Annotated in this window: 16 protein-coding genes; 9 read left to right on the forward strand and 7 right to left on the reverse strand. The window is 37.8% G+C overall.

Features of this window, described 5'->3' with window-relative positions:
* The first annotated feature begins 411 nt into the window (after window positions 1-411).
* The gene (locus Q0954_RS13655) at window positions 412-687 is read left to right on the forward strand and encodes a hypothetical protein (RefSeq protein ID WP_299457722.1); all 276 of its coding nucleotides are present in this window, start codon (window positions 412-414) and stop codon (window positions 685-687) included.
* A 68-nt stretch (window positions 688-755) separates the two neighbouring features.
* On the opposite strand, the gene Q0954_RS13660 is transcribed toward Q0954_RS13655, so the two are convergent.
* Window positions 756-1,388: a flavin reductase gene (locus Q0954_RS13660; RefSeq protein ID WP_299457723.1), complete on the reverse strand. Its 633-nt coding sequence runs from the start codon at window positions 1,386-1,388 to the stop codon at window positions 756-758.
* A 10-nt stretch (window positions 1,389-1,398) separates the two neighbouring features.
* Window positions 1,399-2,097: an SDR family NAD(P)-dependent oxidoreductase gene (locus Q0954_RS13665; RefSeq protein WP_299457725.1), complete on the reverse strand. Its 699-nt coding sequence runs from the start codon at window positions 2,095-2,097 to the stop codon at window positions 1,399-1,401.
* Between the two features lie 250 nt (window positions 2,098-2,347).
* Between Q0954_RS13665 and Q0954_RS13670 the strand changes: the two genes are divergently transcribed.
* Window positions 2,348-2,560, forward strand: coding sequence for a hypothetical protein (locus Q0954_RS13670; protein WP_299457727.1), 213 nt, complete (start codon window positions 2,348-2,350; stop codon window positions 2,558-2,560).
* Window positions 2,561-2,564: 4 nt separating this feature from the next.
* Here the strand turns inward: Q0954_RS13670 and Q0954_RS13675 are convergent, their stop codons facing one another.
* On the reverse strand, window positions 2,565-3,569 hold the full coding sequence (locus Q0954_RS13675; protein WP_366916743.1) for a glycosyltransferase family 9 protein: 1,005 nt from the start codon (window positions 3,567-3,569) through the stop codon (window positions 2,565-2,567).
* 418 nt (window positions 3,570-3,987) lie between these two features.
* Between Q0954_RS13675 and Q0954_RS13680 the strand changes: the two genes are divergently transcribed.
* From Q0954_RS13680 to Q0954_RS13690, 3 genes are all read left to right on the forward strand, one after another.
* Window positions 3,988-5,112 carry a glycosyltransferase family 1 protein gene (locus Q0954_RS13680; RefSeq protein WP_299457729.1) on the forward strand — a complete coding sequence of 375 codons (1,125 nt, stop codon included), beginning with the start codon at window positions 3,988-3,990 and terminating at the stop codon, window positions 5,110-5,112.
* A 127-nt stretch (window positions 5,113-5,239) separates the two neighbouring features.
* Window positions 5,240-5,842, forward strand: coding sequence for a ribosome biogenesis GTP-binding protein YihA/YsxC (gene yihA / locus Q0954_RS13685; RefSeq protein WP_299457731.1), 603 nt, complete (start codon window positions 5,240-5,242; stop codon window positions 5,840-5,842).
* Between the two features lie 232 nt (window positions 5,843-6,074).
* Window positions 6,075-6,569 carry a DUF5606 domain-containing protein gene (locus tag Q0954_RS13690; RefSeq protein WP_299457733.1) on the forward strand — a complete coding sequence of 165 codons (495 nt, stop codon included), beginning with the start codon at window positions 6,075-6,077 and terminating at the stop codon, window positions 6,567-6,569.
* A gap of 75 nt (window positions 6,570-6,644) precedes the next feature.
* Here the strand turns inward: Q0954_RS13690 and cdd are convergent, their stop codons facing one another.
* Window positions 6,645-7,154, reverse strand: a complete 510-nt coding sequence (cdd, locus tag Q0954_RS13695; RefSeq protein ID WP_299457735.1) for a cytidine deaminase — start codon at window positions 7,152-7,154, stop codon at window positions 6,645-6,647.
* A 157-nt stretch (window positions 7,155-7,311) separates the two neighbouring features.
* Window positions 7,312-10,353, reverse strand: a complete 3,042-nt coding sequence (locus Q0954_RS13700; protein WP_299457736.1) for a PAS domain S-box protein — start codon at window positions 10,351-10,353, stop codon at window positions 7,312-7,314.
* 179 nt (window positions 10,354-10,532) lie between these two features.
* On the opposite strand from Q0954_RS13700, the gene Q0954_RS13705 reads away from it, so the two are divergent.
* The 4 genes from Q0954_RS13705 (at window position 10,533) to Q0954_RS13720 (ending at window position 15,549) form a co-directional block, all read left to right on the forward strand.
* Window positions 10,533-11,867 (forward strand): saccharopine dehydrogenase family protein, encoded by a 1,335-nt coding sequence (locus Q0954_RS13705; RefSeq protein WP_299457737.1) that lies wholly within the window; start codon window positions 10,533-10,535, stop codon window positions 11,865-11,867.
* A gap of 73 nt (window positions 11,868-11,940) precedes the next feature.
* Window positions 11,941-12,975 (forward strand): hypothetical protein, encoded by a 1,035-nt coding sequence (locus Q0954_RS13710; RefSeq protein WP_299457738.1) that lies wholly within the window; start codon window positions 11,941-11,943, stop codon window positions 12,973-12,975.
* A 539-nt stretch (window positions 12,976-13,514) separates the two neighbouring features.
* A complete protein-coding gene (locus Q0954_RS13715; RefSeq protein ID WP_299457740.1) occupies window positions 13,515-14,768 on the forward strand; it encodes an efflux RND transporter periplasmic adaptor subunit in 1,254 nt (417 codons plus the stop codon).
* A gap of 91 nt (window positions 14,769-14,859) precedes the next feature.
* Window positions 14,860-15,549, forward strand: a complete 690-nt coding sequence (locus tag Q0954_RS13720) for an ABC transporter ATP-binding protein (RefSeq protein WP_299457742.1) — start codon at window positions 14,860-14,862, stop codon at window positions 15,547-15,549.
* 69 nt (window positions 15,550-15,618) lie between these two features.
* Here Q0954_RS13720 and Q0954_RS13725 read toward each other — a convergent pair whose 3' ends face one another.
* Both Q0954_RS13725 and Q0954_RS13730 read right to left on the reverse strand, forming a co-directional pair.
* The gene (locus tag Q0954_RS13725; protein WP_299457743.1) at window positions 15,619-17,169 is read right to left on the reverse strand and encodes a serine hydrolase; all 1,551 of its coding nucleotides are present in this window, start codon (window positions 17,167-17,169) and stop codon (window positions 15,619-15,621) included.
* A 627-nt stretch (window positions 17,170-17,796) separates the two neighbouring features.
* Complete coding sequence (locus Q0954_RS13730) at window positions 17,797-18,453, reverse strand: hypothetical protein (protein WP_299457747.1); 657 nt, start codon at window positions 18,451-18,453, stop codon at window positions 17,797-17,799.
* Window positions 18,454-18,474 lie beyond the last annotated feature (21 nt).

Here is an 18,474-nt window from a genome sequence, read left to right on the forward strand (position 1 = left end):
CTGTTCATTATTGCTAAATTTTGCTCACACAAAGATAATAATTAATTCCACATTTATTTATTGCCTGGTACACTAGGTGCAAGGTTTCAGGTACACCTTGTTTAACTGCGTTGAGCTCATCCCTTGCTGTGTCAACCCTTCCGCAGGGCGATTTGATATAGTTGATTGGTAGAAGTCTCCTGGCTTCCCCTGCGAGCTTGCCCTTGGAGGGTTTTTAATCTGCGAATGCAGTCCTTGTCTACATTCATAAAATGTCGGAGTTATAAGCAAAGTAGCTTTGCTGCGCAAGGAAAGCTTGTCCTGTAAAGAACGAAACTTCCCATTGATTGAAGCTTTTAAGTCTTCTGTAGGAGGCTTAAAAGAGCTAGAGCCGACCAAGAAACTTCAGGCATCATGGCATAAGCCAACTTATTGGCAATTCAACAAAAAGTTCGCCGAAACCTTGAGGCGCTTACTTTTGATACAGACGAAATACTTGACCTTTATCCAAACCGCAAAGCACCTGTTTGTTATGTCACCAAACGCAAGCTAGACGATCAACTCGGCTTGCTGCGCCAAAGAGTAGACGATCTTTTAACCACTATAGAAAGAGCGCATGTATTTAATGATGAGTTTGAAAAAAGAGAAAACAAACACGAGATACGACTGGCATTTAAAACATACCCAAAAGGCCAATATCATTTTTAAAAAGGGTTTATAACAAACTCAACAAACCAACAGCCCTTGCATTGGCAAAACCAGTACAAGGGCTGTTTTTATGAGAAATCGGGCAAATTGCTCACTCGTGCATACGGATGTTGGGCGGTTTTCTTAAGGGTATAGTAACTGTTCAAGCCCGAAATGCCTACATCGCCCAAGCTTGCCAAGTCTATATAGCCTTGGTCGTTTACGGCCTCATCGGGCACTATCAAGTGCATAATTTCTCCAATAATCAAAGTAGTGCCATTGATTTGGATGGGTACTTCTTGCACAAACTTCATCCCTAGCTTAAGCTTGCTTTCTTTGACAAAAGGGGCTTTAAAATCAAACAAATATTCTTCGGTAAGACGGCATTTGTCAAACTCCGATTCGTCTTTCTCAAACTTTACTGAGGTATAGTGGGCTTGCTCGACAAACGACTCGTGCACGTGGTTAATGGTATACATACCATTGTCGCAGATATTTTCGTAGGTATGGCGGCGCACCTCACCTTTGGGGCGCATAATAAAGCCCAACAAAGCCGGATTACTGCCCAAGTGCACTACAGAGCTAAAAATGGCCAGGTTGGGCTCGTTGTTGGCAGAAATTGTTCCAATAAGATTGGCAGGCTTGATACCACTCACTGAGTTGATAATATTGAGGCGTTTTACCCTTTCGGTATTTTCAATGTCTTCTTTGGTCAAATGCATAGGTATCTGTTTATAATTTTACGCTTGACATTCCTCCATCTACATGAATAATTTGCCCTGTCATCCAATTGGCTTTGTCGGAGAACAGAAAAGCCGCAGTTTGAGCAATGTCGTCAGGAGTGCCTATTTTTTTGAGCGGGTGGCGTTGGGCATTTTTGTCTTTTTTATCGTCTGAATTGAGTAAACGACCTGCCAATGGGGTATCGGTAATAGAAGGCGCAATGGCATTTACTCTAATACTAGGGGCAAACTCTGCCGCCAAAGCACGGGTCAAACCCTCAATAGCCCCTTTAGAAGCCGCTACCTGGGCATGAAACGCAAACCCTGTTTGCACCGCTACAGTAGAAAAAAACACGATAGAGGGGTTCTGGGCTGCTTTGAGCTTTTTTTGTATTGCTTGTAATACCTTTACTGCACCCAATACCTGTAACTCGTAATCATTAGCAAATTGTTGGGGCTTGATGCGGGCAAAGGGCAACAAATTGATGCTACCAGGACAATAGGCTACGCCATCGATGCTATCAGGCAAGAAGTCTAAATTGAGAGTTTCATCTGTTACATTGAGTGGGTGGTATTGCACGCCTTTAGGAGCGTCGCTTACTGCGGTGGTATGATAGGTGGCATATACTTGATGCCCCTCGCTGGCTAGTTGTGCTACCAGGGCTTTGCCTATGCCAGACGATCCTCCAATGATTAAGTAATTTTTCATAACCACTTAACTAATTGTAGCTTAAGTTGTTTTGAAATAGCTTTTACTAACGAAACCATTCGTATATTTGGGTAAGTATACGTGGGTTTTATCTATACAATAATAATGAGCTTAACGTTTAATGTAAGAGGCTTAACAAAACGATATTAGGTCTATTACATTGGGAAATTTTTTTTTAGCCATACCAGAAAAAACAGAGCTGGTAAAAAATTCTCAAAAGCATTTATAGAAATCATAAACAGTTAATAGTATGAACCAACAAGAGCTACCTTCAGAAGTAAACCACGAACTCATAGGAGTTTTAGAACAAATCCAACAAATAGATTATATGATTGAAATGCATAGAAATGATGACGATGACTTTATGCTCAACCAATACCAATACAAAAGAACTCAGTTTTTACAAGAATTAAGTGAATTGTTGCAACAAATGAATATTTCACCTGCCGATTTAGTTACTTAAGTGACTACTCAAGCACTTCTAACAACTCACTCATTTTTATCTTTTGAGCACAATCAAAATGCTCCTTTGGACACGCTGTATGCCCATGCAAACCACAAGGACGGCAGGGTAAATCGGGTACTTGCACTATAGTGGCATTATCAGACAAAGGACCATAGCCAAAGCTGGGGGCAGTAGAGCAATAAATAGTGCAACTGGGGGCATTCATAGACGAGGCAAGGTGCATAGGAGCCGAGTCGTTTACGTAGTTCATTTGGGCATTTTGCATCAATGCTGCCGACTCAAGCAAAGTCAGTTCTCCCGCCAGGTTCTTTATAGCAGGGTATTGAGCATCTGTTATAATTTGCTCACAGGCAGCTTTGTCGCCAGGTGCACCCAACAAGTATACTTGTGGCGGAGCGTCATACTTTTGCGCAATGGCTTGCAATAACTCTACCCAACGCGCTTGCAAAAACTGTTTGGTAAACCACACCGAAGTGGGTGCCATACAAATATAAGGCGTATTTTGGCTGTAGCCAGCTACCTTGGCAAATTGGGCTTGAGTGGGGTATAGCTTGGGGCGTGCTCGTTGCTCACTAGTAAGGTGCGCCACCAGCCCCAACACCCTATCTACTTCGTGAATGTTCTTACCGTATTGATAGGCTACTTTTTTGGAAAACAACCAAGCCAGCGGATTCTTTTTGAAGCCAATGCGTTGGGGAGCCCGCGAAAATGCCGTCATAAGCCCGGTAGCAAAAAAGCGTTGCATGTTTACTACCACATCGTAGCGGTTTTGGCGAATACGGCCAATCATTTTAAACATGTTTTTCTTCTTATTTTCTTGCTTGTTCCACACCAATACTTCGTTGAGTAGCGGGTGCCCTTCGAGCAAGCTTTCGTTGCCTTTACGCAGCAAGAAATCAATTTTTGCCTCAGGATAAAACGCATGTATTTTTTCAATGACTGCTGTTCCCAGAATAACATCACCAATAAAAGCCGTTTGTATCAATAATATTTTTTGCACTTTCACAGAATATCTCCAACTTTAAGTTTATTTAAATAGTCCATAGCACTGACAGGGGCAAGCTTTAAGCGACAAGTCGCAAGTTACACCCAGCTCCACAGGCAACTAACAGGGTTCTAGGTATTAGATATGCCTTACTCTACTAACAACTAATAAACTTATAGTACACTTATTTTCAGTCAATTATAAATTTATTAATTAATTAGGAGGCACAAGTGCTTAAAACCCCAATAAATATCGGATAGAAATAGGTTAGTTCACATATTAAACCTGACAAGTAAGCACTTATAAATACTTCTAACTATCAAAGTTGTAAACAATTGAAAATAAACACCTTACAAACTTGATAGTTACCTGTACTTGTCGCTCGAAGCTTGCCTCCCTGTTAAGGCTATGTACTATAAACCAAAGCACAAAAATAGGTATGAAGATAGGATTTGATGCAAAAAGAGCTTTTTTTAATCACAGTGGCTTAGGAAACTACAGTCGCAATATGCTGCAATTACTCGCCCAACACTATCCCGAGCACCAATATCATCTTTATACTCCCTCTAACCAAGATACTATTTCGTTTGAATTACAAGGGGCGCCCATCATCAAAACACCCCAAGGCTGGACAAACCGCAAGTTAAAATCGCTTTGGCGCAGCCTTTGGATGGCAAAAGACCTACAACGCGATGGCATAGACTTGTTTCACGGGTTGAGCAATCAACTGCCCAAAAATATTGGTAAGTTTAAGGGCAAATCGGTGGTCACTATTCACGACCTTATATTTTTGCGTTACCCAACGTTGTATAAAAAAGCTGACCGGATGATAGATACCCGTAAGTTTCGCCACGCTGCCCAGGCTGCCAATCGGGTGATTGCAGTAAGCAAGCAAACTAAAGCCGATTTGATCGACTTTATGCATATTCCGGCTGAAAAAATAAGTGTGGTTTATCAAAACTGCCACTCGTCTTTTAGCAAGTTGGTAAGCAAAGAAGAAAAAACTCAACTAAGCACTACCTATCATTTACCCCAAAACTATATGCTATCGGTGGGCACTATAGAAGCCCGCAAAAACATAGGCATTGTGATAGAAGCCCTGCAAAAAGGAGCGATTGATATGCCGTTGGTAGTAGTGGGGAGCCCTACCCCTTACTTAGACAGCCTCAAGGCATCTATTGCCCAAAATCCCCCCAAGGCTCCTGTTATTTTTTTGCACAATGTACCTCTAAAGCATTTGCCGGGTCTGTACCAAATGGCTCAGTTATTTGTTTATCCTTCTATTTTCGAGGGTTTTGGTATTCCTATTCTTGAGGCGTTGCACTCAAACACTCCTGTGGTTACCAGTCAGGGCAGTTGCTTTCCAGAATCGGGCGGCAACGCAGCCCAATATATTGACCCACATAACGTAGAATCAGTCATTGACGTGCTCAATAAAGTACTCAATGACAATGCTTTACAAAAACAAATGATTGCCCTTGGGCAACAGCATCTCCAGCAATTTATGGGAGACAAATTAGCCCAAGATTTGATGCAAGTATACCAATATGTACTAAACAATTGACCTTGACCAGAGGGCAATCAACCCAATAAATAGCATCATTGATCTAAAAAGCCCTTTGACAAATACAGTTTGCCTGAAAATATCGTATTTTTGCAGGTAGTACCAATTTTTTTAAAATAGTAAGATCATGGAAGTTAAAAGTGCCGAATTTATCAAAAGTAGTACCGACTACACCCAATGCCCGGCAGCACACCAGCCTGAGTATGCTTTTATTGGACGTTCGAATGTGGGGAAGTCTTCCTTGATTAACAAGTTGACCAATAGAAAAAGCCTGGCAAAGACATCTCAAAACCCGGGTAAAACCCAAACTATCAATCATTTTCTTATCAACGATCGCTGGCACCTTGTCGATTTGCCAGGGTATGGCTACGCCAAAGCAAGTAAGACCGAACGCAAAAAGTGGGGCAAGATGATCAATGACTACATCTTGAAACGAGAAGTATTACTAGGTATTTTTGTATTGATAGATGCTCGCCACGAACCCCAAAAAATTGATATGGAGTTTTTGGAATGGCTCGGCGAAGAAGGAATTCCTTTTACCATGGTGTTTACCAAATCAGACAAATTATCGTCTAACAAGCTACCTCAGGCTATAGCCAACTATCGCAAGGCTATGCTCAGAACCTGGGAAGAGATGCCTACTCACTTTGTCACTTCGTCGGTATCAGGGTTAGGGTGCGACGAAATATTAAAATTTATACGAGATGTAAATAAGACTTTCCAACATTGAAACGTTGATCTGATTTAACATAAAAGCGATAAAACACATAGACATTTTAATGCATCATTACGTATCGTTTTTAAAAAATGTCTATTTTTGAGGCTATTTTGCAAAATGTGTATGGTGTTTTCTTCATTTTTAGGCTAGATAAATATGAAGAAAACACATGCTGCATGTTATACATATTGCTTAAAGAAAGTAAAACTTTCGAATCAATTTTTATCAAAAAATATCAAATCGAATGGATTTAAAAAAGATTGCTGCCATCTCAGGAAAACCAGGGTTGTTTAAAGTAGTAAAGCCTACGCGTTCTGGTGTGATTGTAGAATCATTGGATAAGAAAAAACGCAAGGTGGTAGTGGGAGCTACCAGCCGTATGTCAGTGTTGAAAGAAGTATCCATCTACACAACAGATCAAGAAGGCTCGGTGCCTTTGGCAGATGTTATTCTAAAGATATATCAAGACTTTAACGAAGATATACAAAAACTCAACTCTAAAACTTCTTCAGCAGATTTGATGGCGTTTTTGAAAAGCATAGTGCCTGATTATGATGAAGAAAAAGTGTATGTATCAGACGTAAAAAAACTGATTAGTTGGTATAAACTAATTGGCGAAAATGCGCCCGAAACATTGGAAGAGTTAGCCAATGGTACACATGAAGAAGAAGAAGAGAAAGAGACAAAAACTGAGGCTAAGGCTGACGAGAAAGAAGAGACAGAGAAAAAAGAGTCTTAAATTTAGAAATACACCAATACTATCAAACCAATAAGTTCGCTGGGGTAGCTCCGCGAACTTATTGGTTTTTTATGCTTATTCGCCAGAGTTCAAGTTTTTCTTACCAAACTTAAGGGGTAATAAATCGGCAACAGACGAAACCACATATACATTCTCTTCTTGCCCTTGCAAAATCAACTGAATGTTATGAGGCTGTTTTTCTTCATATTCGAGCATTGCCTGGCGACAAGCACCACAAGGGGCTGCAGGTAAAAATACTTCATCGCCCCGCTGAGCAGCTACTGCAATGGCTTTGATTGTACGGTTGGGGTATTGGGCACCAGTATAATAAATAGCGGTTCGCTCGGCACAAATACCAGAGGGGTAGGCCGCATTCTCTTGATTGCTCCCTGTCACGACTGTTCCATCATCCAACAAAATGGCTGCACCTACCAAAAAGTTAGAATAAGGGGCATACGCCTGATGGGTTATTTTTTTGGCGGCTTTGAGCAAGCTGGCATACTCTGGGGCAAGTTCTGACGGGCGATCATACACCTCTATAGAAAGCGTAATATCGAGTTTTTTTTTCTGATCTGTTTGGCTCATGTTACTTGAATATTTAGGAGACAAAGTCAAATGTCTATTGAGCAACTTTTGACTTATAGTATTTTAATGGTTCAAATAACAAAGATACAGGTAACCAAACATAAGTACTTGTTATTATTGTACCTATAGCCATTGATTTTAGAGCTTTATCCTAAGTTTATTTCTTTCTCAACATTTCTAACTCTTGTTCTTTAGCTTTTAAAGCTTCCTGGAGGTCAGCTTTCTCTTTTTCAAATTTTTCTATGATTCGAGCAATAGATTTCTGTTGAGTTTCTAGTATTTCCTGGGCTTTGGCTGTTTCTTGTTCTTTGATAGAAGCAATATTTATGGCGATCTTTTCTTTTTCAAAAGCCTCTTGCTTCTGCTTTGTAATATCCTTGATAAACACCGCTACACCGGTAATTTTACGAAGTTTATTTTTGATAGGAATAAAAGAAAATTGCCAGTAAATATCCTGATTGTTTTCGGGATGATTAAAAATCTCCTCTATTTGTATTTTTTCGCCTTCCAGTGTTTTATCATAATGCTGTTTCCAGTAGTTAAACTTATCTTCCTGAAATGTTTCTGTAATATTTAATCCCGCTTTTAGGGTAATATTTCGGGTAGCATAGGCTGCCCGCATTTTATCATTCAGCAAAGTAATTTTATAACTTTGATCTACCGTCAAAATCATCTCTTCAGTGTTGTTAATCACTGCTTTTAGGTTGGCTTCTCTATTTTGTAGTTTACGCTGAGTCAATAATATTTTACGCTCAGCGTTCTTTCTATCAGTTATATCTACTGCAAACTCTACCAGCTTGTAAGGTTTGCCACTCAAGTCAAATATAGGATTAAAACTACCTTGAATCCATATTTCTTTCCCGTTTTTAGACACTCGGCGCGACTCACCCGAATGATACTCGCCTTGTACCAGTTTATCCCACAGTAGTTGATAAGCTTCCGAGTTGCGTTCTTCGTTAGTAACCAATACTGCATGGTTTTGCCCAATAATGTCATCACGCTTATACTCCATCAAACGCAGGAAGATATCGTTTGCTTCCAGAATGTTGCCATCCATATCATACTCCACAGTGGCATTTGAACGACGGAAAGACTCAAGCTGCCCCTGGAAATCAAGCCTTAGTTTTTTGTCGGTCGTAACATCAAAGGCAATTTTAAGAATTTTATACGTTTTACCTTCTTTATTTTTAATGGGAGTAAAGGTGGTTTGCAACCAGACCTCTTTGCCATACTTGGCGATTTGCTTGAACTCTCCTTTGTGAGGCACTCCGTTTTTCAGATCATTCCACAATGCCTTATAATCGTCGCTTTCAAAATCTTCGGTATCTATAAACATTCGGTAATGTTTGCCAGTAATTTCAGCTGCCGAATAATTCATAGTTTCTAAAAATAACTCATTGGCATTCAATATTTTAAACTCAATATCCATTTCCAGTGTAATCAAGGTCGTATTCATGGCATACGACTGTGCAGTAAGCACTTCTTGATTTTCTTCCATTTCTCCTTGAGTTTGTTGTAAGGTAAGCAGGTTATCGCGCATTTCCTTTTCCTGATCACGCATTTGTCGGGTAATCTCCGTAGACTCCAGCAAGAGTTTATGGGTTTGCTCTGTGGTTTTTACTGCATACAAGGTAGATGCAATGTTTTCGCCTAACTTTTCAAGAAAATCAATTTTATACCTAGGTATCTCCTCAAACGATGCCAACTCCATTACCCCATACACTGTTTCGTTTAGCTTTAATGGAATAACCAAAATACAGCTAGGGTTAGCTCCTCCCATTCCTGAAGAAATATCTACATAATCATTAGGAATGTCGGTCACATAAATAGTGTCTACATCGTTGTAGGCCTGTCCTACCAAGCCTTCGTTCGTGTTGATTTGTTGGGTTCGGTATTTTTGCTTGCCAAAGGCATAACTAGCCAATAGTTCTATAAATATATTCTGCTCATCATTGTCGTTTACTATATAAATACCTCCTTGGTTGGCATCAATGTATTTTACAATGTTAGAGATGATCTCATAACCAAGTGTTTGGGTGTTTTCGCGATAAGTTTGTAAAATATTGCTAAACATCGCCAACCCTTTATTTGCCCAGGCACGTTCTTGCTCTTCTATATTTACTGCACTTAGTTTTTCGCGCATGTTTAACAGTGCTTCTGACAAAGTATCTTTTTCTTCGGCTTCATAAGATAAATCTAACTCGCCTTGTTCAATGCCTTTGATAAAAGTGGTTGCCTGACGTATTTTACCAATCAACAAATTAAGTGTATCAGCAATAATTCCTATCTCATTTTGTTTTTGATAATCTATTCTTTGGTCAAGGTCTCCTGTTTGAATAAGTGCTGCACTGTTGTTTATTTTTTGAATTGGTATGGCTATCCAGGTGTTATACACCAAGTACCCTAAAGCAAGAAACAAGAAAAACATTCCCCAATTGATATACAACAACAACTGTAGGGTTACTTGAGTATTGTTTACAATAGACTCGCAACTGTCAAGCAACTCATTGGTTTGTTTTGACAAAGGATCAATATTTTGCTGAAGTGCCTTGTAAGCCTTGGTACTTAGCGAGTCTAAAGAGTAATCTTTGTTTAAAGTAAGTTTGTATTTTTTGGCAAGTTTCAATGCCAATGCATCAATGGCCACTATAGTATCTTTGGCATTGAGCAATTCATTTATGCCTTGGGTGGCAATAGAATCGTTGATAATTTTTTGTTGGGCTGCCCAAAAATCAAGCACAGCTTGCGCCGGAGACAATTTGTTATACTGATTGTAATCAAACTGTACACGACTTGCCAGAGTGAGTGCATTTGTTTTGTAGGTATTCCATATAGGAGCAATAAGGTTTAAGTTTAACCGGAACTCAGGCGTATTACCTGGCAAACTAATGCTTTCTTGCTCTACTGCAACCTCTCCTTCCTGGGTTACAAGGTTAAGCATTACCTGATAACGGTTTATACTTTTACGCAGTAAACGTTGACTGTTTTCGGTTTCGTATTGTTGACTAATATGATGCGCAAACAAAAGGGAAGAACTAATATCTTTATTGGCTTTAGAAATCTCATTATACAGTTTATTATAGTTTTCTATTTTACTGTTGTATACATTGATAAACAATTGTAAAATAAAAAATATAACTGCAAATGAAATAAAGAATAGGATGATTTTATTTTTGATGACCCTATGTTGATTATTCATACTTTATTCAATTATCCTATTTGAAGGGGTTTTGTTAATCAAGTCTAAATTTAATTATAAAAAACAAAGTGGCTATATAAAACTAGCTATTTTTATTAATAATAAATACCACCGTCATGATATTTTGGTTTTCAATAAGTTGACTTAGCTTTGGGGTACGAAACACAATCACATTTAATATGGCACATATTTTAGTTATAGGAGCAGGAAGATCTGCTGATGCGCTTATCAATTATCTGGCAAAAGCCGTGCAAACTTATCAATGGGAAATGACAGTTGCTGATGTGTCTGCTGACCTGTTGCCACAAAAGTTGGCTCCCTATCCACACATAAAAACGCTTGTATTCGATATATATAATCAAGCACAAGCAACTGAAACTATAGCCAAAGTCGATATGGTAGTCTCCTTATTACCGGCCAGCTTACATGCCGAGGTAGCCAAATATTGCTTAATCCATCAAAAACACTTGTTGACAGCCTCTTATTTGTCAGAAGAAATTAAAGCCATGGCAAAAGATGTAGAACAGGCTGGATTGATATTTTTAAATGAGATAGGGTTAGACCCAGGCATTGATCATATGTCGGCAATGCAAATGATTGATGAGATCAAAGCGCAAGAGGGCAATATTGTATCTTTTAAATCATATACAGGTGGGCTAGTTGCCCCAGAGTATGATAACAATCCCTGGCACTATAAATTTACCTGGAACCCACGCAATGTAATATTAGCAGGCAAAGGAGGTACCGCACAATATATAGAAAATGGTCAATACAAATACATCCCTTATCATCAGCTATTCAATCAAACCAACTCCTTAGAAGTAGAAGGCTTTGGAAAGTTTGAAACCTACGCCAACCGCGACTCGCTCAAATATCGTGAGTTATATGGGCTAGATAATATTCCTACCATGTTGCGTGGCACCCTCAGAGGAGATGGCTATTGCAGTGCCTGGGCTGTCTTGGTTAGTTTAGGGCTTACCTCAGACGACTTTGAAGTAGACACCAAGGGAATGACTTATCGTACCTTTACTGAAGCATTTTTGCCTGACACCAGTGCTAAGAATACGGTTGATAAACTTGCAAGCTTTATAGGCAAGTCTACTGACAATGAGATCATTCAAAAAATTGTCTGGACAGGTTTATTAGATGATATTCCTATTCCTGTAAAAGGTTCTCCTGCTTTTATATTGCAGCACTTGTTAGAACAGAAGTGGAAATTAGAAGATAATGACAAAGATATGATTGTCATGCAACATCAGTTTGAGTATGAATTAACAAACCAAACAAAATATACCAAAACATCTGACCTGGTAGTATTGGGCGACGAAAACCATACTGCTATGGCAAAAACAGTAGGATTGCCATTGGCTATAGCTGCCAAACTCATTTTGTTGGGCAAAATAAACTTAAAAGGGGTTTTTATTCCTACACTAAAAGAAATATATGCACCTGTCATGACTGAGTTGTTGCAACTTGGGATAGAATTTAAGGAAAGACAAACACAATTGACATAGAATATATACTTTGAATAAGTGTTTTTTTATAAATTTACAGCCAGTTTTATTTTAAACAGATAAAGAACCGACCATGAGTCAGAGTAAAAGCAAGCCTGAAGAAGACAAAAACACAGCAAAATCCATTACAGGTCTAAACGAAAAGACAAAAACAACAACCCAATCAGATGAAATAGATTTAAGGGAGTTATGGGGGCAGTTTGTTAGCTTTTTGAGAGTAGTTATTAAATTAGTAATAAAAAGAGGTCTTATTTTGGCTATTTTTCTAGGTATTGGAGGGGGAGTTGGCTTTTATTTTCATAAGGTTTCAGTACCTATCTATAAAACCAAAATGTTAATTAATGCAAAAGGTACTGATTATTCTATTTTGTCAGGCTTATTAGGAACTTTACAAAACTTAGCAGCTGACGGTAATCATAAGGCCATTGCTAATAGACTTAAACTTAAGCTGGACATAGCTAAAACTATTGTTGCTATCAAAGCAGTGGATAAGTTAGTAGTAATTAAAGATTTAAGTATTCAGCAAAACAAAGAGTTGAAGCCTGGTGCAGACAACAAAAAAAACAGTGCTAAAGAAGGAAATACAGAAGTTTTCCAACTAAAAGATCACAAGTTTTCTATTGAACTAAGCCTTACCAATAATGCCCATATTACTGCTTTAGAAAATGCGATCACTGTTTATCTTCGGGAAAATGAGTACCTGAAAAAAAGGGTAAAGACTAAAAAGATATTTTTAACTCAAAAAAAAGAGAAACTTAGAAAAGAAATCCAAGAACTTGATTCTCTAAAGCGTAATATTTCCAAATTATTCACTAACAAGAATCAAAACGTTCGAATTACAAATCCGGGTAATATTTCAAAACTTTATGAAGAAGCTGTAAAGCTACGAGAAGAAGAATTAAAAGTAGATACTACACTTGCTTTGATAGAGAATGTACAAATAATAGAAGGTTTTGTAAAACTTAATAACCCTGTTGTTCAGGTCACTAAACGTATTAAATCCGGATTATACCTTGGTTTTACTATTTGGTTTCTATTAATTTTATGGCTAGATGTACGTAAACCTTTTATTAAGTTTTTAAATAGTGAATCAAAAAACAGTGATTGATACTCAATCTATCATAGATATAAAAAGGCAAGATGCTTCTGCCTCCTGCCTTTTATATAGTATTCTTTCCTGTTTATAGCACACCACAAATACATATTGCGTTAGCCAGGCAAAATGCTTGGCTAATGATCAGTGTAATGCATCAAAAATGTCTTTCATTCCCCCCTTATTTTGAAGTAAACTATTTTAAAAAGTCATAGTAGTAACTACACTATTTTTATTGTTTTGCTCAGCAAGTCATAGACGCTTTCCATCTCATTCATCACTGATTTTATAGGTTCGGCACTTCACAATTTTTTCTAGTTGCTGCGAAAAACCATCACTTAACCAATCTATTTTCAAAGTGTTCGTCAATGAACATTTTTTGTGTTAAAGGCGAACATATAATACACTAAAAAAACCTCCTGCAACAACACAAAACACTGCATATCACATCTTTATGTAAGGTGGCACTCTAATTGGCTAAGCAAGAGCAATGGTATTCCCTGTTAGATACTACATACGCATAAGCCTTTTAATAACTATGAAATTATAAAAACATGGACAAAGTAATTCAGAAGAAACAGTGGACCCCCAAAAAAGTCTTCAGCTTTGGAGGAGCGGGTGGATTATTACTTTTACTATTGATTTACAGTTTTTTTGGTAATTCTTCATCGAAACTGAATGTAAGCCAAGGAAAAATAACTGTAGCCTCAGTGCAAAAAGCTAACTTTCAGGAGTTTATAGTAGTTGATGGTATAGCCCAACCGATCAAAACCGTGTTTTTGGACATTATAGAAGGTGGCAGGGTTGAAAAGATTTTTGTAGAAGATGGATACCAAGTAAAAAAAGGAGATAGTATTCTGAAATTCACCAATACTGCTTTACAGATTGATTTTATGAACCGCGAGTCACAATTACTAGACATGATCAATGAACGACAAACTACCCAAATCAATATGAGGCAAAATGAATTACAAACTTTAAATGAGCTTGCAGACATAGAATACAGACTAAAACAAGCCAAACGAAATCATCGACGCGACTCACAATTAATGAAAGGCAAGGCCATAGCAAAACAGGTATATTTTACCTCAAAAGATAATTATGACTACCAACAACGAAAGTTTGAGTTAGCCAAGAGGTCAATCAAACAAAATACAATGCTGAGAACCGAACGCTTAAACCAACTTGATGCTTCTATCCAACGTATGCAAAGAAACATTGGCTTGTCTCAACGTACACTAGACAACCTCTATGTAATAGCACCTATCAGTGGGCAGTTATCAACCCTCAAAGCCGAAGTGGGTGAGTCTAAATCTCCGGGTGAAAACATTGGACAAATCGATGACTTGGATGGCTATAAAATTAATGTAGGCATTGACGAACACTATATTTCTAAAGTATACACAGGACTCAAAGGAACATTTGAGTTGGAAGGAAAAAGCTATGAATTGGTAGTAAAAAAAGTATACCCTGAGGTACAATCAGGGGAGTTTAAGGTAGATATGGAGTTTTTGAAAACGATTCCGGCTAAAATTCGCCGAGGGCAAACCCTACAAATCAAGCTACAGCTCAGTAGTTCTCACCAGGCAGTTTTAATCCCTCGTGGAGGATTTTATCAGGTGACTGGTGGTGGTTGGATATTTGTGGTAAACCCCAATGGCGACAAGGCTGTAAAACGTAACATAAAACTTGGGCGACAAAATCCACACTATTACGAAGTAACCCAAGGCTTGAAACCTGGCGAAAAAGTCGTTGTATCATCTTATGAAGGTTATGAAAATATTGACCAACTTGTGTTGCAAAAATAACCAGTCTTGCTTACTTTATCACTCAGAATAAAAACCATATAAACCATTCAATGAAACTGTAGCAACCAATGCTGCCCAAAAATAGAAATCAATGATACAGACTAAGAAACTTAGTAAAATATATACTACAGATGAAATAGAAACCACTGCATTGAACAGTGTAAATATGAAGATAGACTCAGGTGAGTTTGTAGCCATCATGGGGCCTTCGGGCTGTGGCAAATCTACTCTGCTGAACATATTAGGGTTATTGGATAACCCTAGCACAGGTGAGTTTTATTTTTTAGATAAAGAAATCAGTGGGTTTAGCGAGAAACAACGTGCCGATATGCGTAAAGCAAATATTGGGTTTGTGTTTCAAAGTTTTAATTTGATTGATGAGTTAACAGTGTTTGAAAACATAGAGTTACCACTTATTTATTTAAAAGTGCCAACTGTAGAACGCAAACGCCGAGTTGAAGAAATTATGAACAAAATGGAGATTATGCACCGTAAAAAGCATTTTCCCCAGCAGCTTTCGGGTGGACAACAACAAAGGGTAGCCATTTCACGGGCTGTAATTACAAAACCAAAACTGATTTTGGCGGATGAACCTACTGGTAACTTGGACTCTAAAAATGGAGAAGAAGTAATGAACCTATTAACTGAACTCAATGCTGGCGGTACCACAATTGTCATGGTTACTCACTCATCGTTGGATGCTGAGTATGCACACCGCATTGTCAACTTATTTGATGGGCAAATTGTGAGTGAACATAAAAATGAAAATACTCTTTCATAAACACTGCCTACCAGATTGTGTACAGCACTGTATACAACCTGGTATTTTGCCAAATATGCTATGCTTCTTTCATTTCTTTTTTCTTATCTTCACTTCATCCCAATCATTTTGAATAATTAATTGATTATTTCGGAAAATAATGCGAGTATAAGGATCCAACAAGAATTTATCAGGGGCAATAGGATACAATTTTAACCCTGTTCCCCGCGACCCTGGAGTCTTGTAGTACAATTGATTGTCGGTCTTCACAATTTTAAAGATATAATACCTGCTTGCCGGGTATTTTCCCGTATGGTGTTTCCACTGGGTTGTATCAGGTTTGTAGGTAGGATAAGCAACCTTGATATACCAGCGAAATAATGCATCAAATCGTATGTGTCGCTTGGTACTTTTAGCAAGTAAAGTGTTGGCAATCAATTCATTTTTATACATTTTAGCAAAAGCAGTCTCTTGGGTAGCTTGCCATTGGGCTTGCAAGCTTTTATCATTGTTACTTATATAGTTTAAGTCAGGCAAGGAACTGTTAGCAAATACCAATTTGCGTAAGAAAATATTAGCTATGGGTGAGGCGGTAACATCACCAAAAACCCCTAAACCTGCGCTAAAAGGCTCACTCAACAAATCAGCGTTGGCGAGCAATAATATGGTCATTTTTTTGTCAGGCACCTTCAAAATTAAAGAAGAACAAGAGCGTCCATACCCATAGTGCCAATACATCTCTACTCCTTGATAACATTGTACAAACCAGCCTTTAGCATAGGGTAAAGTGTCATTTTTTGGAGTAATCCAAGGCTGAAACATACGTTTCTTTTGTTTAGCCGTCAACAATTCCTCCCCCTCCAAGGCCTGAGCATATTTTGCCAAATCAGAAATGTTAGACATCATTCCTACTGAAGTATTAAAGCGGTTAGAGTAAACAAACTTGGCAGGTTGCCCATTTTTTAGTTTATATGGTTTGGCCAACTTTTGGGTAAAGGTGTACCAATTTCGTTTAGCCACTAAAAAATCTTTGCGAGCATTTGTATTAGGGGCAGTATGATGCATCTTCAAGGGAGTGGCAATGTATTGCATCACTAACTGAGCGAAGGATTTTCCACTGGCTTTTTTTAATACTTTTCCCAAAAGCTCAAACCTGGGACTATTGTATTTATAAGCATTACCTACTGGCTTGCTATCTGAGACATGCGATAAAATATGTCGAACCTGAAGATGCTTTAACTTTGGTTTGTTGATACCATACTTTGCCAATGAATCGGTCAACTTTAATTTACCAGCTTGCTCAAGTTTGAGGACAATGGCAGCAGTAAATGTTTTGGTTAAAGACGCAATATGAAAAATGGTTTGTGGAGTAGCTTTGACCTTTTGCTGTATATCGGCATAACCAAAGCCCTTACTCCAGACGAGCTTTCCATTATGCACTACTCCTGCCGACATTCCAGGAATTTTGAGGTGACGCCGATATTGCTCAAGCAAGGTTTCTATATTTTGCCAACGTGCTCCAGGTTGTGCTTGCAATGATACACAACACAGGAAACAAACTGTAAAAAGAACAGTTAATTGCCCGGTTTGTCGCGAAATCAAACTGAACGCCTTGGTTTTGTAATTTTTGAGTTTATTCAAAGTTATATGATATGTTTTTATAAAATGTATCACACAATATTACATAAATAGCATAACTACTTTTATTTGTATAAAAAACAGTTGCATTTAAAGAAAAGAATACGCTTATTCATTCACCTTAGTTTGATTTATACGTTACAATTCTTTAATTTTCACTTAAATAAATCACTGATCATAAAACTTTTATACAACTTACCTTGGCATTATACCATACAAGATAATGGCAAAAACGAGTTTAACTAAAAAAAATTACTTATTTTTTTTTGAAAAGTCTCTAAAATAGACGATTTTTACAAAAAAACAGATAGTTTAAATATATCAATCTTATAAAAATACTATTTAATTAATCGAACCAATTTTGGAATTTAAGAACATATAGCATAGTTACGAAATAGCAAAAAACCCGCGTCATCCAACTGATACGGGCTTTTTTTTTTGTCAAAAACTACGGGATTATGTAAATATCTTTATTTAAAATTATGTTTTACAAACAAAACTTACATAGTAATTTTTCAAAAGAAACTTACATTAATCAAAAGCTACTGCTTACCCCTTCAATTGGGCAAAAACTACCCGCTATTTTTCGTTTGACTTAAGTTTCCATTAGCAAATAAGCACACATGATGTTTAATCTTTAATTAGTTTCTTTATCTCGGTTATAGGTCCACTTTTTCCAAACCAACCAAACTTAAAAGTAAGCGCCATATATTGCCCATTCAAGTTTATCCTAGAGTTGTCATCTTCTTTAATAGTGTTAGAGAACCCTATCCTATACCCTCCAGTAAGGGCTATTTTCATAAACTTAGTAATATTTACTTCTATTCCTGCCTCAGGTGTTAACATAAAAAAATGTTCTCGCAACACACTTTGAGTATCGTCGTAAAACGACGTTGTTGAGCGATAAAATCGCAGGTGCCCCCAACCCATTTTAAGGCTAGAAGTCAAATGTACTAGTTTGTGTGCTTGTGCATCATACCCAAACCATAAGCCTCCCTGACGCATTCTTAGGCGAAGGTTTTCACCGCCTACTGACCTTGTCACAGTAGAAAAAGACATGTTTGACCCATATCCACCAAAAAAGAAATTGTTGAACATAATCGCTCCTCCTCCTCCATTAAACATCGCAATTGATCCATCAATTACTCCTAAACTTACTGTTGGTCCTCCAAACCCTGAGATTTTCATGTTACCAGAACCTCCAAATAAAGTTGTGGGGTTGTCTTGTCCCTGGCTCAAAGAAGCTATACTCAAGCTCAAAAACATTGTCAATATAAATTGTTTCATGGTAATAAATAGTTGTTTTAT

Source organism: uncultured Microscilla sp., assembly GCF_947493425.1.
Lineage (GTDB): Bacteria > Bacteroidota > Bacteroidia > Cytophagales > Microscillaceae > Microscilla.